The organism is Streptomyces sp. NPDC021100 (assembly GCF_044333095.1).
Classification (GTDB): Bacteria; Actinomycetota; Actinomycetes; order Streptomycetales; family Streptomycetaceae; genus Streptomyces.
On the sequence record NZ_JBIRQH010000026.1, the window covers coordinates 65,890 to 83,297 of the forward strand.

Consider the following 17,408-nt stretch of genomic DNA (forward strand, 5'->3'; position numbering starts at 1 on the left):
ACAGGCGTCCAGGCGTCCAAACCGATCGCCTGCCCCGGGCCTTCCCATCCCGCACGAGACGAGAGGGAGATCCCCAGTATGGACTCCGTCCTGCGCACACAGACCCGATTCGGGCAGCTCGCCCTCCTCCTGACGACCGCGGCCATGCTGCTGACCGGCCTGCTGCGCCGCGACGCCTACACCGCCCGCGCCCGCCGGCTCCTGGCCCACCACCACGACGTGGCCGTGGTCATGGTCGAGGCCGACAGGTTCAAGCAGATCAACGACCAGCTCGGGCACGCGGCGGGCGACACCATCCTTCGCACCATCGACCTGGCGCAGGTGGGCTGATGGACGCCGTACCGCTCGTGTTGGACGGCTACCTCGCCGCCGCAGCCGAACCCGGCGACCGTGAGGGCACCGCCGCCTGGCGGCTGACCTGCTCCACGGGCACCGACCACCTCGTGGAAGAAGCGGTCATCCCCTGCACCACCATCGAGCCCGACATCGCGCACGCCCTGCTCACCGAGAGGCAGCCCGGCGACCTGCTGCGCGTCGTCGGTCACCTCACGTTCCCGGAGACCGCCGGCGGGGGCATCCGGCTGCACGCGGACGGGATCGAGGTGCTCTGGGAAGCGCCGTTGCTAGACGCGGACGGGGACGACGTCGACACTGCGGCCGCGGCAGAATCGGACGCGGGCCGCCTCAGTGCCATCGCGGCCCTCGCCGAAGCCCTCACCGGCTTCGGACAAGCCCCGGGGCCTGGGCAGAGCATCCGCATCCACATCAGCCCCACAGGAGCTCTCGGGACGGGCCTGGGGCACTGTCACAGCTTCGATATCACCCCGGCCACAGCCCACCGGCTCGCCGACTACGTCGACGCCATGAGCTGCTACCTGGACAGCGAACACTCTGACAGCGTCGTCGTCGACCCGCAGACCAGCGCCGAACTGACGGAGCTGTTCGAGGACGTCGACCTGATCGACCTCACCAACGCTGTCCTTAACGCAACCCGGCCGGAGAACCGGTCCGCCGTCACGCAGGCGATGGACGACATGTTCGGCGACGTCCCCGCTCCCGAGGACACCGACCCATGAGCACGAGCCGCTCCGGAAGGAGACGACCGTGAAGCCCACCCGACACCCGCACGCAGCGACCAACTCCCCATGCTTCCCGACACCACCACCCGCCGGCCCGCCCCACCAAGAGGTGCCCATGAGCGAGAGCGAGACGTCCGAGACCACCCCTAACACCGCCAACCTGGTCGCCCTCGACCCGGACGGCTACGCCCCGGTCGACCACCCCGGCGTGACCGTGCCCGAGAACTGGCGCTCCTGGTCTGTGAGCTGGCCCGAGTACATGCCCGCAGACATCACGCCGCCCGAGCTGCGACCGTCGACGCTGGCCTACCAGGTGCCCGCCTGGGCCGAGGCGGCGCCCACGCCAGCCGACGTGCACGACTGGCCCCGGCGCCGGGCCGCCGCCCTCGTGCCGTTCGGGCTCGACGAGCGGGGCTGGCCGCTGCACCCGCACGGGCGCACAGGCCGCACCGGCCGCAACCTCGGCCGATGGGGCGAGAACCAGGCCGCGGACCCGATCGTGGTCGCCGGGGCCGGTGAGCAGCGCCGGGTGCTGCTGATCACCCGCGACGACATCCAGGTCGAGGCCATTCCCGGAGGGATGGTCGACGCGGGCGAGACCGCGCCAGCCGCCCTCGTGCGCGAGCTCCGTGAGGAGACTGGCGTGGACCTGGTCGGCCACCGCCCCGTGATCCTCGGGCGGGACGTCGTGGACGACTGGCGCAACACCGATCACGCGTGGGTCGCGTCCACCAGCGCCCTCTACCTGCTGCCCGCCACCGTGCCCGCCGTCGCGGCCGACGACGCCCTCGACGCCAACTGGTGGCCCGCCACCTCCCTCGACCAGCTCGCCGCCGCGGTGACCGCAGCCGGACGCACCCTCTACGCCGCGCACCTCCCGCTGCTGCAGCGGGCCCTCGACCACCTCAACCAGCAGCCGTGACCCTGGCCGAGTGCCGCCCGCCTCTCCCGGGCGGGCGGCACTCGGCGTCTCCACACCTTCGAACCTGGAGATCTCCCGTGCCCGACGTGTTCATTGACTCTTTCGGCGCCCGCTGGCAGGACCCGCCGCCGCCCCGCTACCGCGCCGCCGTCCTCGGCATCAACCTCACCGACGCGCTGCTGAACCCGCCCGACGACCCGGCCCTCACCGACACCATCACCCGCCAGACCGGGCAGGACGCAGGCGTACGCGACTTCGTCCTGAACACCCCCGGCGCGACCCGCATCATCAACGACGCCGTACACGACCTCACCGTCCTGCGCGCCGCCGCGCACGGCCGTCCCGTCCAGCTCCTGGTGAACTGCTGGTACGGACGCCACCGCGCACCCGCAATCGCCGACGCCATCGGCCACCGGATGCGAGAGGCCGGCGCCCGAGTCCAGGTCACCCACCACCACATCAACCGACCACCGGTCCCCCGCAAGCACCCGCGCCCTGACTGCCCGTTCTGCCGGATCATTCACGATGGCGCCCCGGCCACGATCGTCCACGAGTGGAGTGACGCCCTCGCGATCGAGCCCCGCAGCGGCGGCTGCGCCGACGGCCACCTCCTGGTCCTCCCCCGCGGCCATGTCGCCGACTTCACGATCGACCCCGTCGTCTCTGCCACCGTGCAGCTGCGCGCCGCCGAACTCGCCGCGCACATCGGCGGCCAGTGGAACTACCTCACCTCGTGCGGCCCGGACGCGACTCAGACCGTGTTCCACCTTTTCTTGGGGCAGTTCAGGTCTGTCTCATGAGGTGTCGCTCGGACTGATGGAAGTGGTCCTGAGTCGCCTTGATCAAGAGTCTGAGGTCCTCCAACGTCCGCGAACGACATCGTGCGCCCAACGGTTTGTCACGACGCGTCGCTGAGAGAACAGGCTGCCGAAAGAGTCTGTGCGCCGCAGAACTTCGGACGCCTTTGTCAGGGATCGCTCAGCGACGGCACCACGCACTTCCGCCTCGATAGAGCGCAAGGTGAGGGCGAGAGGACTATAGAAGATCTCGCCGGGCGGCCACAGGTGAGCGATCTGCGCCATGGACTGGTGCGCATCCTGCCGGAGGCTGGCTGATTTCTCGTCGAACTCGGTCAGTTCCGGAGCCTCGCCCCGGCTGACGTCCAGGCATACGTACTGAAGGTAAGTAAGCCAGTCCTGCACGGCTGCCTGCACAGTTGCCACCGACATCAGGGCCTCAGTGCGGCGAACTTCCTCCGCTGTCCTGGCCTCCGTGGACTCCTTTTGCCGCTGCAGAACGAAGGCCACCACGCCTGCGATCAGGGCAGCCGCGACTCCACCCATCACTCCAACCCACGCTGCCCCCACTGCTCCCCCCTTCGAGCTAGCTGGCAGTCTTCCGGAGGGACAGCAAAGGCGCTACTTCTTGTCGCCGACAGGCTGGCTCTGCCCCGAAGGGGTGATCTCGTGCCGGTGCCAGCTCACACGCATAGCCAGGGACAGGCCGTCTCATGAGACACGCGGGTCGCGAAGAACACTGGCACGGCCATCTGGTCCCCCGCACCGTCGACGACGGCCTCGCCCTCCCTGGCCCCACCCCGCCCGCTAGATAGGGCCCGGCTCCCTGCTGTCGCAGGGAGCCGGGCCCTATCGCATGTGCCCACCGGCCTTCCCGACGGCCGTGAGTGAGCCGCCGCCGTGCCTACGCCTCGGCGGTTGCTACCGGACTGTCGACGCCGACGCCGCTGCTGATCTTGTCGAGGAGGAGCTCAGTTACGGCAGCGAGCTCCTCCGCCGTGAGTTGTGAGGCGAGGGCTTCCGCCACATCCGCTGGCTGGCGCGAAGGGATCGTGATGGAGATTCCCGCTCCTGTAGAGGGAGTGCTCTTGAGGGCGGGCGACTTGACGTGTGGTTGAGAACTTCCTGTGTTGGCTGACTCCTGAGGCCGCCCGGCCGTTACCTCGGCCGCCACCTGGGGAGGAACACCTTGCGGCGCCGGGGTGACCTGGGTGGTCTCGACCTGCTTCCGCTGGTTTACCGCGGTAAACCCGGAAGCTGGTTTGGGATCCGGAGTCCGTGGCGCCCGCCTCTGCCGAGGGGCAGCCTTCGCGGCGTCACGGCGTTGCTGCTCAGCCTCCCAGGCAGCTTGCTGCTCGCTGTGCGGCAGGCCAGCGATGTCCCGGGCTACACGCACTGGAATGTCTCCGGCGGACACCAGGGCTTGCAAGTCGTCCGTCAGCTTCAGCAGCTTGCGCTGCTGGCTCACCCAGCCCTTGGTCTTGCCGTAGTACTCGGCGACCTGGTCGGCGCCGCCGAGTTCTTTGACCATGGTCTCGATACCGAGCGCACGCTCGATAGGGTCGAGGTCCTCACGGTCGTTGTTCTCGGAGAGGATGGCGTCGAGAAAGTCGGCACGGCTCTTGGCGACGTCCTCGTTGTGCACGACATCCAGCGTCTGCAGGCCGGCTGATCTTGAGGCACGGTATCGGCGTTCGCCGTTCGCGATGACGTAAGACGCCGTGCCTACATGATCCGCTTCCTCCGGCCAGAGCTTGAGGTAGGCCGCGCGCGAGACAACGACAGCGGGCTGAAGCTGGCGCTTCTCAAGCTTCTGGCCGAACTCCTTCAGGTCTTCCTCGGACCCGAAGTTCCGCCTCGGGTTGAACCGGGTCGGAACCAGCTTGTTGAGGGCCAACGTCAGGAGCAGCGGGTCGCTCTTGCCGGGGACGTCGTCGACCTTCTGGCCGGCGAGGGAGGCGAGGCTGGTGCGTCGTCCGGCCATCAGGCGCGCCCTCCGTATCCCTGCTCGAGCGCGAGGCGGTAGAAGTCCTCGCGCGCTTCCATGGCGACCCGGTTCTTCGGGTACTGGGTGACGACGCGGCCTTCGACTGACGCGCGTGTGTGGACCTTGTACCTGCGGATCACCGTTTGTGCTCGAGGCCAGCCCTGAGCGTCGACGTATGCCTGGGTGTCCACCAAGTCGGCGGTGCCGTCACGTGGGTCCCACGCGTTGATCACGACTGTGTAGGGCAAGCCGGTCGGCTCGATGACCTTCTGGATGGTGCGGGCGGTGGGGTCGAAGGCGAGGCCCTCCGGAGGCATCGGGACCAGTACGTCGTGCGCGTACTTCAGGGCCTCCAGCAGGAGGTTTTCGTCCTGCAGGCTTCCGGGGGTGTCGATGAAGACGTGCTGCAGGCCGTCCTTGCTGTTCTTCAACACGTCTGCCACGACCGCCGCGATGTTCAGAGTCGTGGTGGTTTTGCCCACGCCACCCTTCTGGTTGGCGATGACATGGACCTTGGCGCCAGTGTCTTTGAGGACCTGCAGGTTCTCAGGAGTCTCGTGCTCCTGGGAGAAGTCGAAGGGAAGGTCTTCAATGCGGTTCGCCCACCACACGGTAGACGCCTGTGGGTCGATCGACACGACATGAACGCTTGTTTGCATGATGCTCCGTTTGCTTCCCGATCGTTCCGGTACTTCGGGCAGAGGGCATCATGCCAGAAGCTGCGCCTCCGTTTTGACCAGGACATTCATGCGGTGACCGATTTGATCCAGGGATCTGGTTTACCGCGGTAAACCAGGCCGCAGTCGCTTACGGATGTGCGATCGCCACGTGCTCGGGGCCAGCTGTAACGGACTGAACGCGGCTGGGCCAGGGCTCGCTGACTTCGTTGCGACTCGGGAGGGCGGAAACGCTGGAACGGGCTTCCGGTGCCCCCAGCGGTCCGGTTTGAAGCAACGCCTGCTTGGGTGAAGCGAACGTGCCAGTGGCCGAGGGGGAGCGCCGAAACGGCCCCGACGCAAGGCCGATGCGCTCCGGCCTCCCCGTGCAACCGACCAGCGATGCCCCGTAGTGAGAGGGGCCAGCTGACGCCCTCGCATAGGCTGGCGGCCGGAATCAGGCCAGGGTGGTGGGGAGTCGGTCGTGCAGTGGCAACAGGCGGTGGAGCGGGCGTATCACATCGCGTCAGTCTCGGAAAGGTCATTGGTATACCCGGCGAACAACTGGGATGACCGGGCTGTCTGCGGCGTGCTGACGGTCGTCGTGGCCGCGCTGGCTGAACGGCACGACGTCGACGTTGTTGATGTACCCCTCGGCAGCGTGCTGTGGCACCTGGAGCAGGGCCCCGACATGGTGTACGAGCTCGGCCAGGAACTGGGCTTGGACGTCGAAGGCGCGGACGAGCCGGCGGCGGGGGAGTGGGCGTGGCTGACGCGGCGGTGGCCTGCTCAGCCGCCGCTAGCCAACTCGGGCGGCGTTCCGCGCGGTATCGGCCGTGGTTCGGAGCTACCGGCTGTCGAGGTGTGCACGAGGTGGGCCGCCTCCGCGGCCATCGAGGCGCTGACCGCCGAACGGCCGGCCGGGTACCGGCGTGGGACACGGGTGCTGGTGACCGGCGGCGATTTTGAGGGGCGTACTGGCACAGCGATGGGAGCGATCTGGCTGCTGGACGATGCCCTGCGCACGGTCCCGCCCGGCCCTCCGCACGGATACGAAGTTCGCCTGGACGCTCCCGGATCGCCGGGTGGACCGCCGACCGTGGCCCTGGAAGGCGAGCTTGGCGAGGATCTCACCGTGTACACGTCTTGGTCTGCGCCCGAGCGGGTCGAGATTCTCGTCGCCGACATGGTGGCCACCGAATAGCGATCTTTCTACCTACCCCGCTGATGGAGCGGGGTAGGCGAGAAGGCGGCGCAGCCGGACCGTAGTCGGGCCAGCGCGAGGTCCTGGGGGCAGGCTGGGATTGGGCTCGGCTACTCGGCCGGGCTTGAGCCTGGTAGCCAGAGGGTCATCTCGGGCAGGAGGCTGGGGCGAGGCGGCCACGACGCGCTTGAGGAACGTCCCGTCAGATCCTCGGCGGAGGTCATGCTGGCGCCGGGGGCGCAGGCGGCGGCCAGCGGCGAGGTGAAGTACCCGAGGTATGCGGCGAAGTTCTTGCAGTCTGCGTCGTCGGTCGGGTGAACGGCGGTGCCGTTGGCCTCTGCGGCCTGGTCGTAGGCGTGCTGTGTCCGGCGGACCGCTTCGGTGAGCGTCTGGCCCGGTCTGCCGTCGAGGATGAGGGTGAGCTTGGTCAGGTCCCGGAAGGACGACTTCGCGGGGTCCCCCTTGTCGTGGACGAGCACCACCTCTGGCACTCCGCAGCTGTGCTCGTCGACGTAGGCGAGCATCACCACGAGGCTGGCACCGTCCTCCACCAGCAGCCCCAGACCCGGGGCAGGCAACGGTCCGGCGAGCTCCACCGGTGCCGGATCCTCTGGCGCATGCGGCGGCATCCAAGCCGGCCGGAGCAGCGCGTGTCGCCCCGCGGCGCGCCAGGCCGCGAGAGCGGTAAGGCGTGGAGCATCCCACCCCGCCTGCTTCAGTGGTGCTCCGTGCTGGCGGACCAGCCACGCGGCGGTCTGGACGCTCGGCACCCAGCACGGGTTCCACGAGCCGGTGTTCGCAGCGTGCAGCTCCGAGAGGTACTCAAACACCCCCGGGTAGACCTGGGCGGCCTCGGTCTCGAGACGGTGCAGGCGGCTGGCCCCCTCCCGGTACAGGCTGGCGATCCGCCGGCGTGCCGGATCGAGTTCGTGGTCGTGCTCGGGCGGGAACGCGCCGTACGGTGAGCTGGGAAGCGCTGCCGGCTCTTGGTGGCCCGTGAGCTCCCCACCAGACTTCTCCAAGATCTCGGCGGCCCGCGTCGTAGCGGCATCGGAGACCGCCTTCCGCACGTCGGCCGGGGACGTGGCCGTGGCCGTCCGAACGCCGCGGTTTTTGGCCTTCTGGGCTGCGAGCGCCCGACCCAGTGACGCCTCGGGCCGCTGCTCGCAGACGGTCACGGCTCGATGCGAGAGGGCATACCAGGCGGCGACGACCGTCCGCAGCGGCGCCATTGAGTGCTCCAGGCCCACGGGCTGCTCGTCCCGCCAGAGCCGTGAGTCGATGACCGGGGCAAAAGGAAGATGCAGGTCGAAGTCGGGGAAAAGGGGCCACTGGGTGTCGTCGAGGTCGTCGGGGCAGGCGGACCACCAGGTCAGATGGACGCCTGGCGCGAACCCCTCCAGGGCCGGACCCCATGTGGCCGCGATGACCGGTACACCATCGGTATCGAGGGTGTGGAGCGGAGCCTCGGCAACGAGCATGCCGCTCGGCGCGGGGAGGACTTCAGGGATAAACGGCAGCCGGACCGTCCGGTCGGCAGCTACGGCCCGTACCGCCTCGACGACCTGAGCGTCGAGTGCGAACGTCACACCACTGGCCACCCGACGCGCCTCCGCTGTCACGAGGTGCTCGACCCACTGCTTGCGCGGCAGCGCCGTCCAGGCGGTCGGCATCGTCCACGCGTGCCCCTCGGCGGCCAGATCCGCCCATAGGGATCGACTGAGCGGACCACGCAGGAAGTTCAAGGTCCTGGAGCGCAGCAGGGCGGCGTGATCGACAAGCGGGGTGGCAGGCATGTGCGGACCCTAGCCGGGTCGGATCCGTGGTGGTACCCAGCCTGTCCGGCCGTGCCGATCCGGTGCCGAGGAGAGCCACTACGGCACCTTGGCGGGTCAGGACCGGGTGGCAACGAGCAGCTGTTCCCTGACGGCCGGCCCCTCCCTGACGGCTGCTCGGCTCCGGCACCGTAGCCGGAGCCATGGCCACCCGCCCGGCGATCAACGACAGCCTGGCGGGCCCGGTTACAGGGCCGGTTCCACAGACCCGCGGGCGCCCCGGGGTAGGCAGGATGGGGGCATGACACGAACTCTGGCTCAACTCCAGGAGTGGCAAGGGGCAGGCGGCCCCGCCCAGTGGCAAGCCGCATGGACCCGCGCCATCGCTCTTCTCCGTCCTGTGCTGGAGGTAGGGGAAGGCCCTTACAGCGGAGGTGACGGTGAGTGGGCCGACGGCGGCGCCGCCTTGGCCACCGCTCTGTACATCCTCGCTCGGGAACACGACATCACCGTCGACCAAGTCACCCGCGCCCAGGTAGAGGAGCTCCTGCGCCGCCGTGCCGGCGAGTCCGACACGGGCGTCGCGGCGCGATGGGAGGCACATATCCGGGCCCTGGGGCATGATCTCGGTGATCGCGACGACCCGGTCTCCGTGCGGTGGCAGGCACTGGCGATCGACAACAGTCCTTCCGAGGAGGGGTACCTGCCGGAGGATGTCTACGCGGATTCGACGCACCGCTGGGGACCGGCCGCCGTCGAGGGACTGAACCGGGTTCTCGCGCCCGCGTGGCGGGAGTACCTCCTCCTGGAGTGACCCGGCCGAGAGCGACGAACACGCAGGAGGTGGCGATTCCGCACCGCCCGAGGCGCCTTCCAGCGCTGCTAGGCGGCCAGGGTGGTCCGGACGCGTTCGCGGAGGTCCTTCACGGTCGGGATGGCGGTGTGGGTGCGCATGCTGGCGGCCAGATCCCGCATCGGGCCGGCGGCCCGGTGGGAGCTGATCTCCTCGGCGAGGTCGAGGGCGCGATGGGCGGTGGCGCAGGCGCGCTCCGGGTCCGCTTGCCGCCACTGGGCATTGGCCTGGCGGGCGAGGAAGAGGGCCTGGGTGCGGACGCGATCGTCCGGGAAGAGCCGGGCGGTCTGGCTGAAGAGCTGCTCGGCGCGGGCGGGCTCGCCGAGGTCGAGGTGGGTGGATGCCTGGGCGCCGAGGAGTTCGCTCTGGTCGAACCAGGCGACCCATTCGGGGGCGTCGCCCTGGTGGCGGTCGGCGGTGGCCAGGAGGCCGGCGGCGCGGTCGAGGTCGGTGAAGGCGGCGGCGTTCTTCTGGTGGGCGCGGGGCCGGGCGCGGCGGGAAAGGAGCATTGCTTCGACCCGGTGGGTACTGCGGCCGCGGGAGGCGGACAGGGCGGCGGCGGAGCCGCTGCTGCGCGGCGTACTGGTCGGCTACGACCCGACCCACGTGCGCGAGTACGCCCTGTACACGTCCTGGCTGGTCACGGCGCTGCTGGACGCGAACGAGATGGAGGAAGCCGCCGCGCAGGCCAACCGCATGTTCGCCATGGCGGCCTCGGTGCCGTCCACGCGCGCGGCCGAACGCGGCGACGTGGTCGTCGCTGCCCTGCGGCATCACCGCCATGTGCCAGAAGCTGCCGAGGTCCTCGCCCTGTGGGACGCCCCGCCCGAGTGAGGGCTGTTGCTTTGGCAGACGGCTTGGCACACGCCCCGGCACTGTCCCCGCCAGCCCGATGCCGGTTCACTCGGTACCAAGCCTGAGGCAGTCCCGCTGGCCTACGGGAAGGTGGGGGAGACCCGGGTTGGATGCCGGTCGAGGAGGGATGACCGTGGACGTAGCCGGTGGTACGGATTCGGCGCTCAAACGGGCCCGGCTTGCGCGGAACATGACGCTGGAGCAGGCGGCCGATGCCCTGAACGTGATCACTGGGGGCGCGGCGGACGCGAGTCTGGTGAGTGCCTGGGAGTCGGGCCGGCGTCGTACGGGGAAGCGGAACCGGGCCGGGTTGTGCGCGTTGTACCGCGAGCGCTCGGAGGTGTTGTTCGCTCACCAGGACGGTGCGGCCGCCAGTGTGCTGGAGGCTTCCGGTACCTCGGTGGTCGTCGAGGTGCTCACGCGCTGGACGGACCTGGTCGAGGCAATGGTCGGAGTTGCCGCCGATGCGCGTGAGCAACTGGTCGTCACCGGGTCCCGGAGCCGAGAGAAGGCATATTTGGCGGCGATTGAGACGGCGGTGGCCCAGCACCCGGATCTGGTCCACTACCGGGTGCTGTACGGGCCGCCGCGTCATCGGGCGCTGGCTGACCACTTGGTCCGGTTGTTGGAGCTGCGTGATCCGGCCACGCGCCGTAACGGTGTCAAGACGCTGCATCTGGGACTCGTTGAACCGGCCCAGGCCCTGGAGCGCTTCTTCATCGCCTCCGAGGCCGCCGCGGTGGTGCCGTTGCCGTCCTTCCACGGTGCGGACGGGTTCGACTGCGGCGTCCGGCTTGGTCGCGAGGCAGCGGTGGGGTTGGTCCACCATGGGCGGGAGGCGTGTGCCTCGGCGCGGCCGGTGGAGACGATCGGCGCCGTCCGCGCGCTACCGGTACAGCCGAGCTGATGTGGTGGGGGAAGGCATGGATCTTCAGCAGGCCAAGGCCCGCACGGCCTCCGTGGTCGAGCTCGCCCAGGAGCTGATCCGGCGGCCGAGCCGAGGCGGGATCGACGGCTACGAGCCCGTCCTGGGCGTGCTGGAGCACTGGCTCGCCGCCCGTGACCTCCCGCACCGGCGTCTGCACGACAGCGCTGGGGACCAAGTGGGTCTGCTGGTGGAGATCCCCGGTGGCCGGTCTGGCTCCTGGTGGGCACTGGACGCTTGTGTGGACACCGCCCCGTATGGGGACGAGTCCGCCTGGTCGTTCCCGCCGGATTCAGGGGAGGTGGTGGACGGCTGGCTGCTGGGCCGGGGCGCAGCCGACTCCAAGCTCGCCGCGGCGATGTTCTGCCACATCGCCGCCGACCTCGCGCCTCGCGCTGATGATCTGTGCGGCGGGCTCGCCGTGCTGCTGGACGCCGACGAGCACACCGGCAACTTCGGGGGCGCCCGTGCCTACCTCGCCGACGCCGCCGCGACGCGACCGGCCGGGGTGATGATCGGCTACCCGGGGATGAGCGAGGTCGTGGTCGGTGGCCGCGGCCTGTGGCGCGCCACCATCACCGTGCACGCCCCCTCTGGGCACTCCGGCTCCAGCAGAGCTGTGGTGGGTGCGATCTCCCGTGCCGCCCATCTCGTCCGTCTCCTGGACGCTGCCGAACTTCCCAGCGCGGACAGTACCTCGGGATTCCCGTTGTCGCCGAAACTGTCGGTCACCTCCTTTCATGGCGGCGAGGGCTTCTCGGTCACCCCCGCCCGGTGCGACCTCAACGTCGACATCCGTACCGTGCCGACGTTCGACGCCCATGACGCCGAAGTCCTCGTCCGCAAGGCCGTCGCCGAGCTCGATGCCCAGATGCCCGCCCCGCGCCCGACTCAGATCACGTCGATCACTGCTTGGCCGCCGTTTCGGCTGGCCGAGGACGAGCAGCCCGCCGCCGCCCTGCTCGATGCGGCTGTCTCAGCGGGCCTGAGAGTGCGGTCGAAGGTCGCCGGCCCGTCGAACATCGGCAACCTGCTCGCCAAGAAGGGCATCCCGGCCATAGCCGGTTTTGGCGTGCCGTACGAGGGACTCCACGGAATCGACGAGCGCGCCAGCCTGGCCGAGCTGCCGCAGGTCTACGACGTCTACCACCAGGCCGTGCTCGATCTGCTGCAGTCGGACTGACGTTCCAAGGGCATCCCGGGTTCGTCCCAGATCCACTCCTGGTAAGAGCCCAACTCCGGCTCTGGGAAGAGGCCGTCTGCTGCGATGACATGGAGGCAGCAACACACCATCGGGAGCCGCCTTCAAGCCCGGACCAGTGGGCGGCGGTTCCCTCCGAGACAACGACGTCTGGAGGACGCCATGGAGTTCATCAAGCAGGCCGACGAGTACATCGCGCCGACGCTGACCGTGCTGGGCACCGTCACCGAGGTCACCCTCGGCACGGCGGGCAACGACGAGGCGGACGACACCCAGTACTGGAAGTGACCCGGCCTGGCGGGTGAGTGAGTGAAATCCGGCGCCCGGGAGTTGGCTTCGAGCCCTCCCGGGCGCTGTCGCGTCTACGAGCGGAAAGGCGAGGTGGAGACGGTGCGGTTGATCGCTGGACGGCATGGCCCTGGAAATCGGGGCGGCGGTGTGCGGCTGCGCGGCGGGCGGGAGATCAAGGGCCTGCCCGGGACGCGGATATGGGCGTCCGGCCACGAGGCCGGGGAAGTGCGCACGGCAAGCTCGCCGGGCGGCGCGGTCCTGGTGACGGCGGGCTGCTGCCTGGCGACGCAGCAGGAGCTTACGGGCGCCGTAGCGGCGCTGGAGCGGGGGGACTTCGCGCGCGCGACGCGGCTGCCGGGCTCGTACCTGACGGTGGCCCGCACCCAGGACGGCATGCGGGTGGCGGGGGACCAGGCCGGGGCGATGACCGTGTACTGGCTGCCGCTCGACGGCCAGGTGCTGTGGGCCACGGCAGCCGTGCCCCTGGCTGCGGTGACCGGCGCCCAGGCGGACCTGTCGCTGCTGCTGGGCTCCTTCATGCTCACCGGGGTGGACATCCTCGCCGACCACAGCCTCTTCCACGGCGTGCGCCGCGTGCCGCCCGGCCACGCTCTCGCCCTGCCCGATCACGGCCCCGCCCGCACCACCCCGGCCCGCGAGACCGTCCCGTCCCTCTCGCCCGGGGAAGGCGGGCAACGGATGCGGGCAGCACTACAGGCAGCGGTGGGGCGCCGCGCGCAGGCGGCCGGCCGGCTGTCGGCGGACCTGTCCGGCGGCATCGACAGCAGCAGCATCACGTGCCTGGCGGCCACGAGCCGGCCGCTGCTCGCCGTCACCTACACCGACGCGCACCTGGCCGACGACGACGATCCCCGCTACGCCCGCCGCCTCGCCGACACGCTCCCGGGGATCACCCACCGGGTCGTCAACGGCCGGGACGGCGACGGTCACTTCGCCGGCCTGGAGGACACGGCGGAGCTGCCCCGTACGGACACGCCGTCGTTCACGCTCGGCCTGCTCACCCTCAAGGACGCCCAGCTCGCGCCCGTCATCGCCCACGGCAGCAGCGCGCACCTGACCGGGCGGGGCGGCGACGACGTCCTGGACGCCGTCCGCAGCCACCCCGTCGACCTCTACCTCGCCGGGCACAGGATCGAGGCGCTGCGCCGGGCAGCCGGCTACGCCCGGGCCCGGCGCAGCAGCGTGCACCGGATGTGGGGCGAGCTGCTGCGCACCGCGGCCACCGGCTACCCGCAGGCCCTCGCCGCCCTGGCGGCCTCCCTTGGCCGGCCCCCGGCGGCAGGGCGGCCGTACGGGGCGACGCCCTGGGAGGCGATGCGCTGGTGCTCGACCACCGGCTCAGCGCCCTGGCTGACCCGCGGCGGCCGGCGGGCGCTGTCCGTCCTGGTCGAGACCCGCGCCGCCCAGGCCGACCCATACGTCTCGCCCGCGCGACTGCACGAGCGCCTGGGCCTGGAGCTGATGGCCGACGGCCACGCCACCTTCGACACCATCGCCCGCATCCGCTGGGGCATCCCGCTGCACGCCCCGTTCCTCGACACCGCCATCGTCGACGCGGCCCTGGCGATCGCACCGGGGGAGCGCATACGGCCCGGCGTCTACAAGGCGCTCGCCCGCACGGTCTTCGACGGCCTGGTCCCCGACTTCCTCCTGCACCGGCCCACGAAGACCACGTTCTCCTCCAGCGTCTACGCCGGGCTGCGCCGTCACGCCCCCGCCCTGCGGGGCATCATCAGCGGCTCGGCGCTCGCCCGCGCGGGCCTGCTCGACCTCCGCCGGGTGCTGGAGGACCTCGAGCGCGCCGTCCAGGGCGTGCCCGCTCCGCTGGCCGGCCTGCACGCCCTGGTCGTCACCGAGCTGTGGCTCACCCTGCTCGACACCGCCCGGCACACCTGGTGGGAGCGCGACGAAGAGGACGTCCCATGCCCGTGAGCCACCGCCTCTACACCACCGCCATCACCCCGGGCGGGGCCGCGCTCCTCGACATCCGCCGCGCGCACGGACGGTGGGTGTTCCTCAACCCCACCGGGGCCGCCCTGTGGCAGCTCCTCGCCGACGGCATCCCCGCGGAGACCGCCATCAAGGAGCTCACCGCGCACTGGACCGGTCGCGGCGCCGACCCCGGGCAGGTGCAGGCCGACCTCGTCCTGCTCACCCAGTCCTTCGCCGCCGCCCGCCTCGACCCAGCCACCAGCGCGCCGACGCCCGTCCCGGCGCCGGGCGCCATCCGCTTCGCCCCGCCCGGCATGCCGCCGAAGACGGCGGATCGCCTGGCCGGCATCACCGGTCTCGCCGCCGCGCTCGTCCTGCTGCGCATCCTCCCCGTCCGGACGGTCATCACCGTGGCCCGGGCCGCCGCCCGACTGCCGTTGCCGCCCGCCACACCGCAGGAGGCCGACGCGGTCTTCGCCGCCGTGCACCGCGCCGCCCGCGCCTGGCCCGGCCGCGCCGCATGCTTCGAGGAGAGCCTCGGGGCGTTCCTCGCGGCCCTGCTGCGCCGCCGCCGCATCCACTGGGTCCTCGGAGCGCGGTTCGCGCCCGCTGCCGCCCACGCCTGGATCGAGACGGCCGATGCCGTCATCGGACAGGACGAAGCGGACCGCGCCTGGCCCTACACGCCAGCCCTGCGCGTGTAGGGCCGCACAAACATTCGCCACCCTTCGCCACCACATCCACCCGTTCGGGTGAGTCGTTGCGCCGGACGTGACGACCTCAACCGACCCCCAACCCCCCATCCCGGCGCGGCCACGGCGCACCCTGCTGCCCTGGCCGCGCCGCCGCCGTCCCACGACCGAGCCCCTGCCGCAGTACACCGTCAGCGCCGAACGCCACGACCACGCGCTCGACGACTCCTTCCTGACCATCGCCCGACGCCTGCCCACCCTCTCCACCACCGCCCTCCGCCTGGCCTGGGCCGCCGACCGGCGCGCCTTCCTCCTGACCGCCGCACTGCAAGTGCTCTCCGGGGTCCTCACCGCGACCGGGCTGCACGCCACCGCCGGCGTCCTGGCACCGCTGTTCGCCTCCGGAGCCACCGCGGACCGGCTGCGCGCGGCCGTCCCCTCGCTGATCCTGATCGGCGCCGCCGCGAGCGCCCGCTCGGTCATCAGCGCGCTCACCGTCGCCACCACCGCCCGCATCGGCCCCAAAGTCGACGGCATCGCCGAGCGCCGCTACCTCGACGCCGCCACCCGCGTCCCCCTCGCCGCCTATGACGACCCCGCCTGGTGCGACCAGTCCGAAGCCGCCAGCCGCGCCGCCAAAGACGCCCACCTCATGGTCGACAACCTCACCACCGTCCTCACCACCTTCATGGGACTCCTCGCCGCCGCCGGCGTCCTCTCCCTCCTCCACCCCCTGCTGATGCCGCTGCTCCTGCTCGCCGTGCTCCCCCGGGGCTGGGCTGCCGTCCGCACCGCCCGCACCGCCTACCTCGCCGACCGTCACGTCCTGGCCGACCGCCGCCTGCGCCACACCTGGATGTTCCACACCTCCGGCCGCCCCACCGCCCTCGAAGTCCGCGCCGGGACCATGCGCACCTGGCTCCTCGACCGGTTCACCACGGTCACCGCACGCCTCGAAGACCATGCCGCGCGGGTCGGCAGAACCAGCGCCCGCTACCTGATCACGGGCGACGCCCTCGCCGGGACCTGCACCGTCGGTGTTTACGCCACCCTGATCTGGCTGACCTCCACCGGCCGCGTCCCGCTCGCCGCGGCCGGCACCGCCGTCATCGCCGTCCAGACCAGCCAGCGCCTGCTCACCCAGCTCGTCACCGGCGTCAACGGCGCCTACAAGACCGGCCTCTACCTCGGAGACTGGACCGACTTCCTCACCGACGCCGCCGCCCGCACCCCCACCCCGCTCACCCAGGCACCCCTGGCCCGCCGCCTCGAGGTCATCGAAGCGCGCGACGTGTCCTTCACCTACGCTGGCGCCTCCCACCCCGCCCTCCAGGGCGTCAGCGTCCGCATCCGGCGCGGCGAAGTCCTGGCCGTCGTCGGCGCGAACGGCTCCGGCAAATCCACCCTGGCCAAGGTCCTTGCCGGCCTGTACGCCCCCACCACCGGCACCGTCACCTGGGACGGGATCAGCCTCGCCGACGTCGACCCCGACCAGGCATGGAGCCGACTGGCCATGCTGCCGCAGGACTTCGCCCGCTGGCCCGTCACCGCCCGCGAGAACATCACCCTCGGCCAAGGACCCGGCGACGACGAAGCCGTGCTGGCCGCCGCCCACGCCTCCGGCGCCGACACCGTCCTCCAGGCCCTCCCCGACGGCCTGGACACCAACCTCGCCCCGTCCTGGTGGGGCGGACGCGACCTCTCCGGCGGCCAGTGGCAACGCATCGCCGGCGCCCGCGCCTTCTACCGCGCGGACGCCGAGCTCCTCATCTGCGACGAGCCGACCGCCGCCCTCGACCCCCGCGGCGAGGAAGCCGTCTACGACCGCATCCGCACCCTGAGCGAAGGCCGCAGCGTCGTCCTGATCACCCACCGCCTCGGCTCCACCCGCAACGCCGACCGCATCATCGTCCTCGACGACGGACACCTCATCGAGGAGGGCACCCACGAGACCCTGATGGAACTGGACGGCGAATACGCGGCCATGTACCGGACACAGGCCAGGACGTACAGCGACCCGGTGACCTGAAGGGACGTCGTCGCGGTTGACCTCGGACGGTCACCCGTCATTGCGCTCCGTGTAGCCGAGCTTGAGACCGCGGCGCCGGCCGACCCGAGACCCTGCGGAGGGGCGGCGACCTACGCGTCCTGGCAAGGCGTTCGCCGCCGGGGCCCCTGCGGCAGCCCGGTTAGGCGGGCGAACCGGTCGAATGCATGA

At 70.9% G+C, this 17,408-nt stretch carries 18 protein-coding genes; 13 read left to right on the top strand and 5 right to left on the bottom strand.

The features are described from left to right. Positions 1–78 precede the first annotated feature (78 nt). The 4 genes from ACH4PU_RS32215 to ACH4PU_RS32230 all read left to right on the top strand — a co-directional run bounded on the left by ACH4PU_RS32215 (position 79) and on the right by ACH4PU_RS32230 (position 2,801). Positions 79–330 carry a diguanylate cyclase domain-containing protein gene (locus ACH4PU_RS32215; RefSeq protein WP_398280122.1) on the top strand — a complete coding sequence of 84 codons (252 nt, stop codon included), beginning with the start codon at positions 79–81 and terminating at the stop codon, positions 328–330. Continuing rightward, positions 330–1,076, top strand: a complete 747-nt coding sequence (locus tag ACH4PU_RS32220) for a hypothetical protein (RefSeq protein ID WP_398280125.1) — start codon at positions 330–332, stop codon at positions 1,074–1,076. The genes ACH4PU_RS32215 and ACH4PU_RS32220 overlap by 1 nt, the downstream gene beginning before the upstream one ends. 118 nt (positions 1,077–1,194) lie before the next feature. Further along, a complete protein-coding gene (locus ACH4PU_RS32225; RefSeq protein ID WP_398280127.1) occupies positions 1,195–2,001 on the top strand; it encodes an NUDIX domain-containing protein in 807 nt (268 codons plus the stop codon). 86 nt (positions 2,002–2,087) lie between these two features. Then, on the top strand, positions 2,088–2,801 hold the full coding sequence (locus tag ACH4PU_RS32230) for an HIT family protein (protein WP_398280130.1): 714 nt from the start codon (positions 2,088–2,090) through the stop codon (positions 2,799–2,801). A 42-nt stretch (positions 2,802–2,843) separates the two neighbouring features. On the opposite strand, the gene ACH4PU_RS32235 is transcribed toward ACH4PU_RS32230, so the two are convergent. From ACH4PU_RS32235 to ACH4PU_RS32245, 3 genes are all read right to left on the bottom strand, one after another. After that, entirely contained in the window at positions 2,844–3,344 is a 501-nt protein-coding gene (locus ACH4PU_RS32235) for a hypothetical protein (RefSeq protein ID WP_398280133.1), read from the bottom strand. Positions 3,345–3,702: 358 nt separating this feature from the next. After that, a complete protein-coding gene (locus ACH4PU_RS32240) occupies positions 3,703–4,782 on the bottom strand; it encodes a ParB/RepB/Spo0J family partition protein (RefSeq protein ID WP_398280136.1) in 1,080 nt (359 codons plus the stop codon). Beyond that, on the bottom strand, positions 4,782–5,423 hold the full coding sequence (locus ACH4PU_RS32245; protein ID WP_398280139.1) for a ParA family protein: 642 nt from the start codon (positions 5,421–5,423) through the stop codon (positions 4,782–4,784). The genes ACH4PU_RS32240 and ACH4PU_RS32245 overlap by 1 nt, the downstream gene beginning before the upstream one ends. Positions 5,424–5,925: 502 nt before the next feature. On the opposite strand from ACH4PU_RS32245, the gene ACH4PU_RS32250 reads away from it, so the two are divergent. Then, complete coding sequence (locus tag ACH4PU_RS32250; protein ID WP_398280142.1) at positions 5,926–6,645, top strand: hypothetical protein; 720 nt, start codon at positions 5,926–5,928, stop codon at positions 6,643–6,645. Between the two features lie 110 nt (positions 6,646–6,755). On the opposite strand, the gene ACH4PU_RS32255 is transcribed toward ACH4PU_RS32250, so the two are convergent. Further along, positions 6,756–8,441, bottom strand: coding sequence for a hypothetical protein (locus ACH4PU_RS32255; RefSeq protein WP_398280145.1), 1,686 nt, complete (start codon positions 8,439–8,441; stop codon positions 6,756–6,758). A 280-nt stretch (positions 8,442–8,721) separates the two neighbouring features. On the opposite strand from ACH4PU_RS32255, the gene ACH4PU_RS32260 reads away from it, so the two are divergent. Further along, a complete protein-coding gene (locus ACH4PU_RS32260) occupies positions 8,722–9,234 on the top strand; it encodes a hypothetical protein (RefSeq protein ID WP_398280148.1) in 513 nt (170 codons plus the stop codon). Between the two features lie 68 nt (positions 9,235–9,302). Here ACH4PU_RS32260 and ACH4PU_RS32265 read toward each other — a convergent pair whose 3' ends face one another. Next, the gene (locus tag ACH4PU_RS32265) at positions 9,303–9,782 is read right to left on the bottom strand and encodes a hypothetical protein (protein ID WP_398280151.1); all 480 of its coding nucleotides are present in this window, start codon (positions 9,780–9,782) and stop codon (positions 9,303–9,305) included. 97 nt (positions 9,783–9,879) lie between these two features. Between ACH4PU_RS32265 and ACH4PU_RS32270 the strand changes: the two genes are divergently transcribed. The 7 genes from ACH4PU_RS32270 to ACH4PU_RS32300 all read left to right on the top strand — a co-directional run bounded on the left by ACH4PU_RS32270 (position 9,880) and on the right by ACH4PU_RS32300 (position 17,219). Next, entirely contained in the window at positions 9,880–10,107 is a 228-nt protein-coding gene (locus ACH4PU_RS32270; RefSeq protein WP_398280154.1) for a hypothetical protein, read from the top strand. A 148-nt stretch (positions 10,108–10,255) separates the two neighbouring features. Then, positions 10,256–11,035, top strand: coding sequence for a multiprotein-bridging factor 1 family protein (locus ACH4PU_RS32275; RefSeq protein ID WP_398280157.1), 780 nt, complete (start codon positions 10,256–10,258; stop codon positions 11,033–11,035). Between the two features lie 16 nt (positions 11,036–11,051). After that, entirely contained in the window at positions 11,052–12,236 is a 1,185-nt protein-coding gene (locus tag ACH4PU_RS32280) for a M20 family metallopeptidase (protein ID WP_398280160.1), read from the top strand. A gap of 180 nt (positions 12,237–12,416) precedes the next feature. Next, a complete protein-coding gene (locus ACH4PU_RS32285; RefSeq protein WP_398280163.1) occupies positions 12,417–12,542 on the top strand; it encodes a lasso RiPP family leader peptide-containing protein in 126 nt (41 codons plus the stop codon). A gap of 102 nt (positions 12,543–12,644) precedes the next feature. Continuing rightward, entirely contained in the window at positions 12,645–14,498 is a 1,854-nt protein-coding gene (locus tag ACH4PU_RS32290; protein ID WP_398280166.1) for an albusnodin/ikarugamycin family macrolactam cyclase, read from the top strand. Continuing rightward, a complete protein-coding gene (locus ACH4PU_RS32295; RefSeq protein ID WP_398280169.1) occupies positions 14,489–15,202 on the top strand; it encodes a lasso peptide biosynthesis B2 protein in 714 nt (237 codons plus the stop codon). Before ACH4PU_RS32290 ends, ACH4PU_RS32295 begins: the two co-directional genes overlap by 10 nt. A 67-nt stretch (positions 15,203–15,269) precedes the next feature. Then, positions 15,270–17,219, top strand: a complete 1,950-nt coding sequence (locus tag ACH4PU_RS32300; protein ID WP_398280172.1) for an ABC transporter ATP-binding protein — start codon at positions 15,270–15,272, stop codon at positions 17,217–17,219. The last annotated feature ends 189 nt before the right edge of the window (positions 17,220–17,408 follow it).

Bases quoted from the DNA above. Each gene is read 5' to 3' on its own strand.
- ACH4PU_RS32215 (WP_398280122.1), top strand. From the start codon at position 79: ATGGACTCCGTCCTGCGCACACAGACCCGATTCGGGCAGCTCGCCCTC.
- ACH4PU_RS32220 (WP_398280125.1), top strand. From the start codon at position 330: ATGGACGCCGTACCGCTCGTGTTGGACGGCTACCTCGCCGCCGCAGCC.
- ACH4PU_RS32225 (WP_398280127.1), top strand. From the start codon at position 1,195: ATGAGCGAGAGCGAGACGTCCGAGACCACCCCTAACACCGCCAACCTG.
- ACH4PU_RS32235 (WP_398280133.1), bottom strand. From the start codon at position 3,344: ATGGGTGGAGTCGCGGCTGCCCTGATCGCAGGCGTGGTGGCCTTCGTT.
- ACH4PU_RS32240 (WP_398280136.1), bottom strand. From the start codon at position 4,782: ATGGCCGGACGACGCACCAGCCTCGCCTCCCTCGCCGGCCAGAAGGTC.
- ACH4PU_RS32255 (WP_398280145.1), bottom strand. From the start codon at position 8,441: ATGCCTGCCACCCCGCTTGTCGATCACGCCGCCCTGCTGCGCTCCAGG.
- ACH4PU_RS32260 (WP_398280148.1), top strand. From the start codon at position 8,722: ATGACACGAACTCTGGCTCAACTCCAGGAGTGGCAAGGGGCAGGCGGC.
- ACH4PU_RS32265 (WP_398280151.1), bottom strand. From the start codon at position 9,782: ATGCTCCTTTCCCGCCGCGCCCGGCCCCGCGCCCACCAGAAGAACGCC.
- ACH4PU_RS32275 (WP_398280157.1), top strand. From the start codon at position 10,256: ATGACCGTGGACGTAGCCGGTGGTACGGATTCGGCGCTCAAACGGGCC.
- ACH4PU_RS32280 (WP_398280160.1), top strand. From the start codon at position 11,052: ATGGATCTTCAGCAGGCCAAGGCCCGCACGGCCTCCGTGGTCGAGCTC.
- ACH4PU_RS32285 (WP_398280163.1), top strand. From the start codon at position 12,417: ATGGAGTTCATCAAGCAGGCCGACGAGTACATCGCGCCGACGCTGACC.
- ACH4PU_RS32295 (WP_398280169.1), top strand. From the start codon at position 14,489: ATGCCCGTGAGCCACCGCCTCTACACCACCGCCATCACCCCGGGCGGG.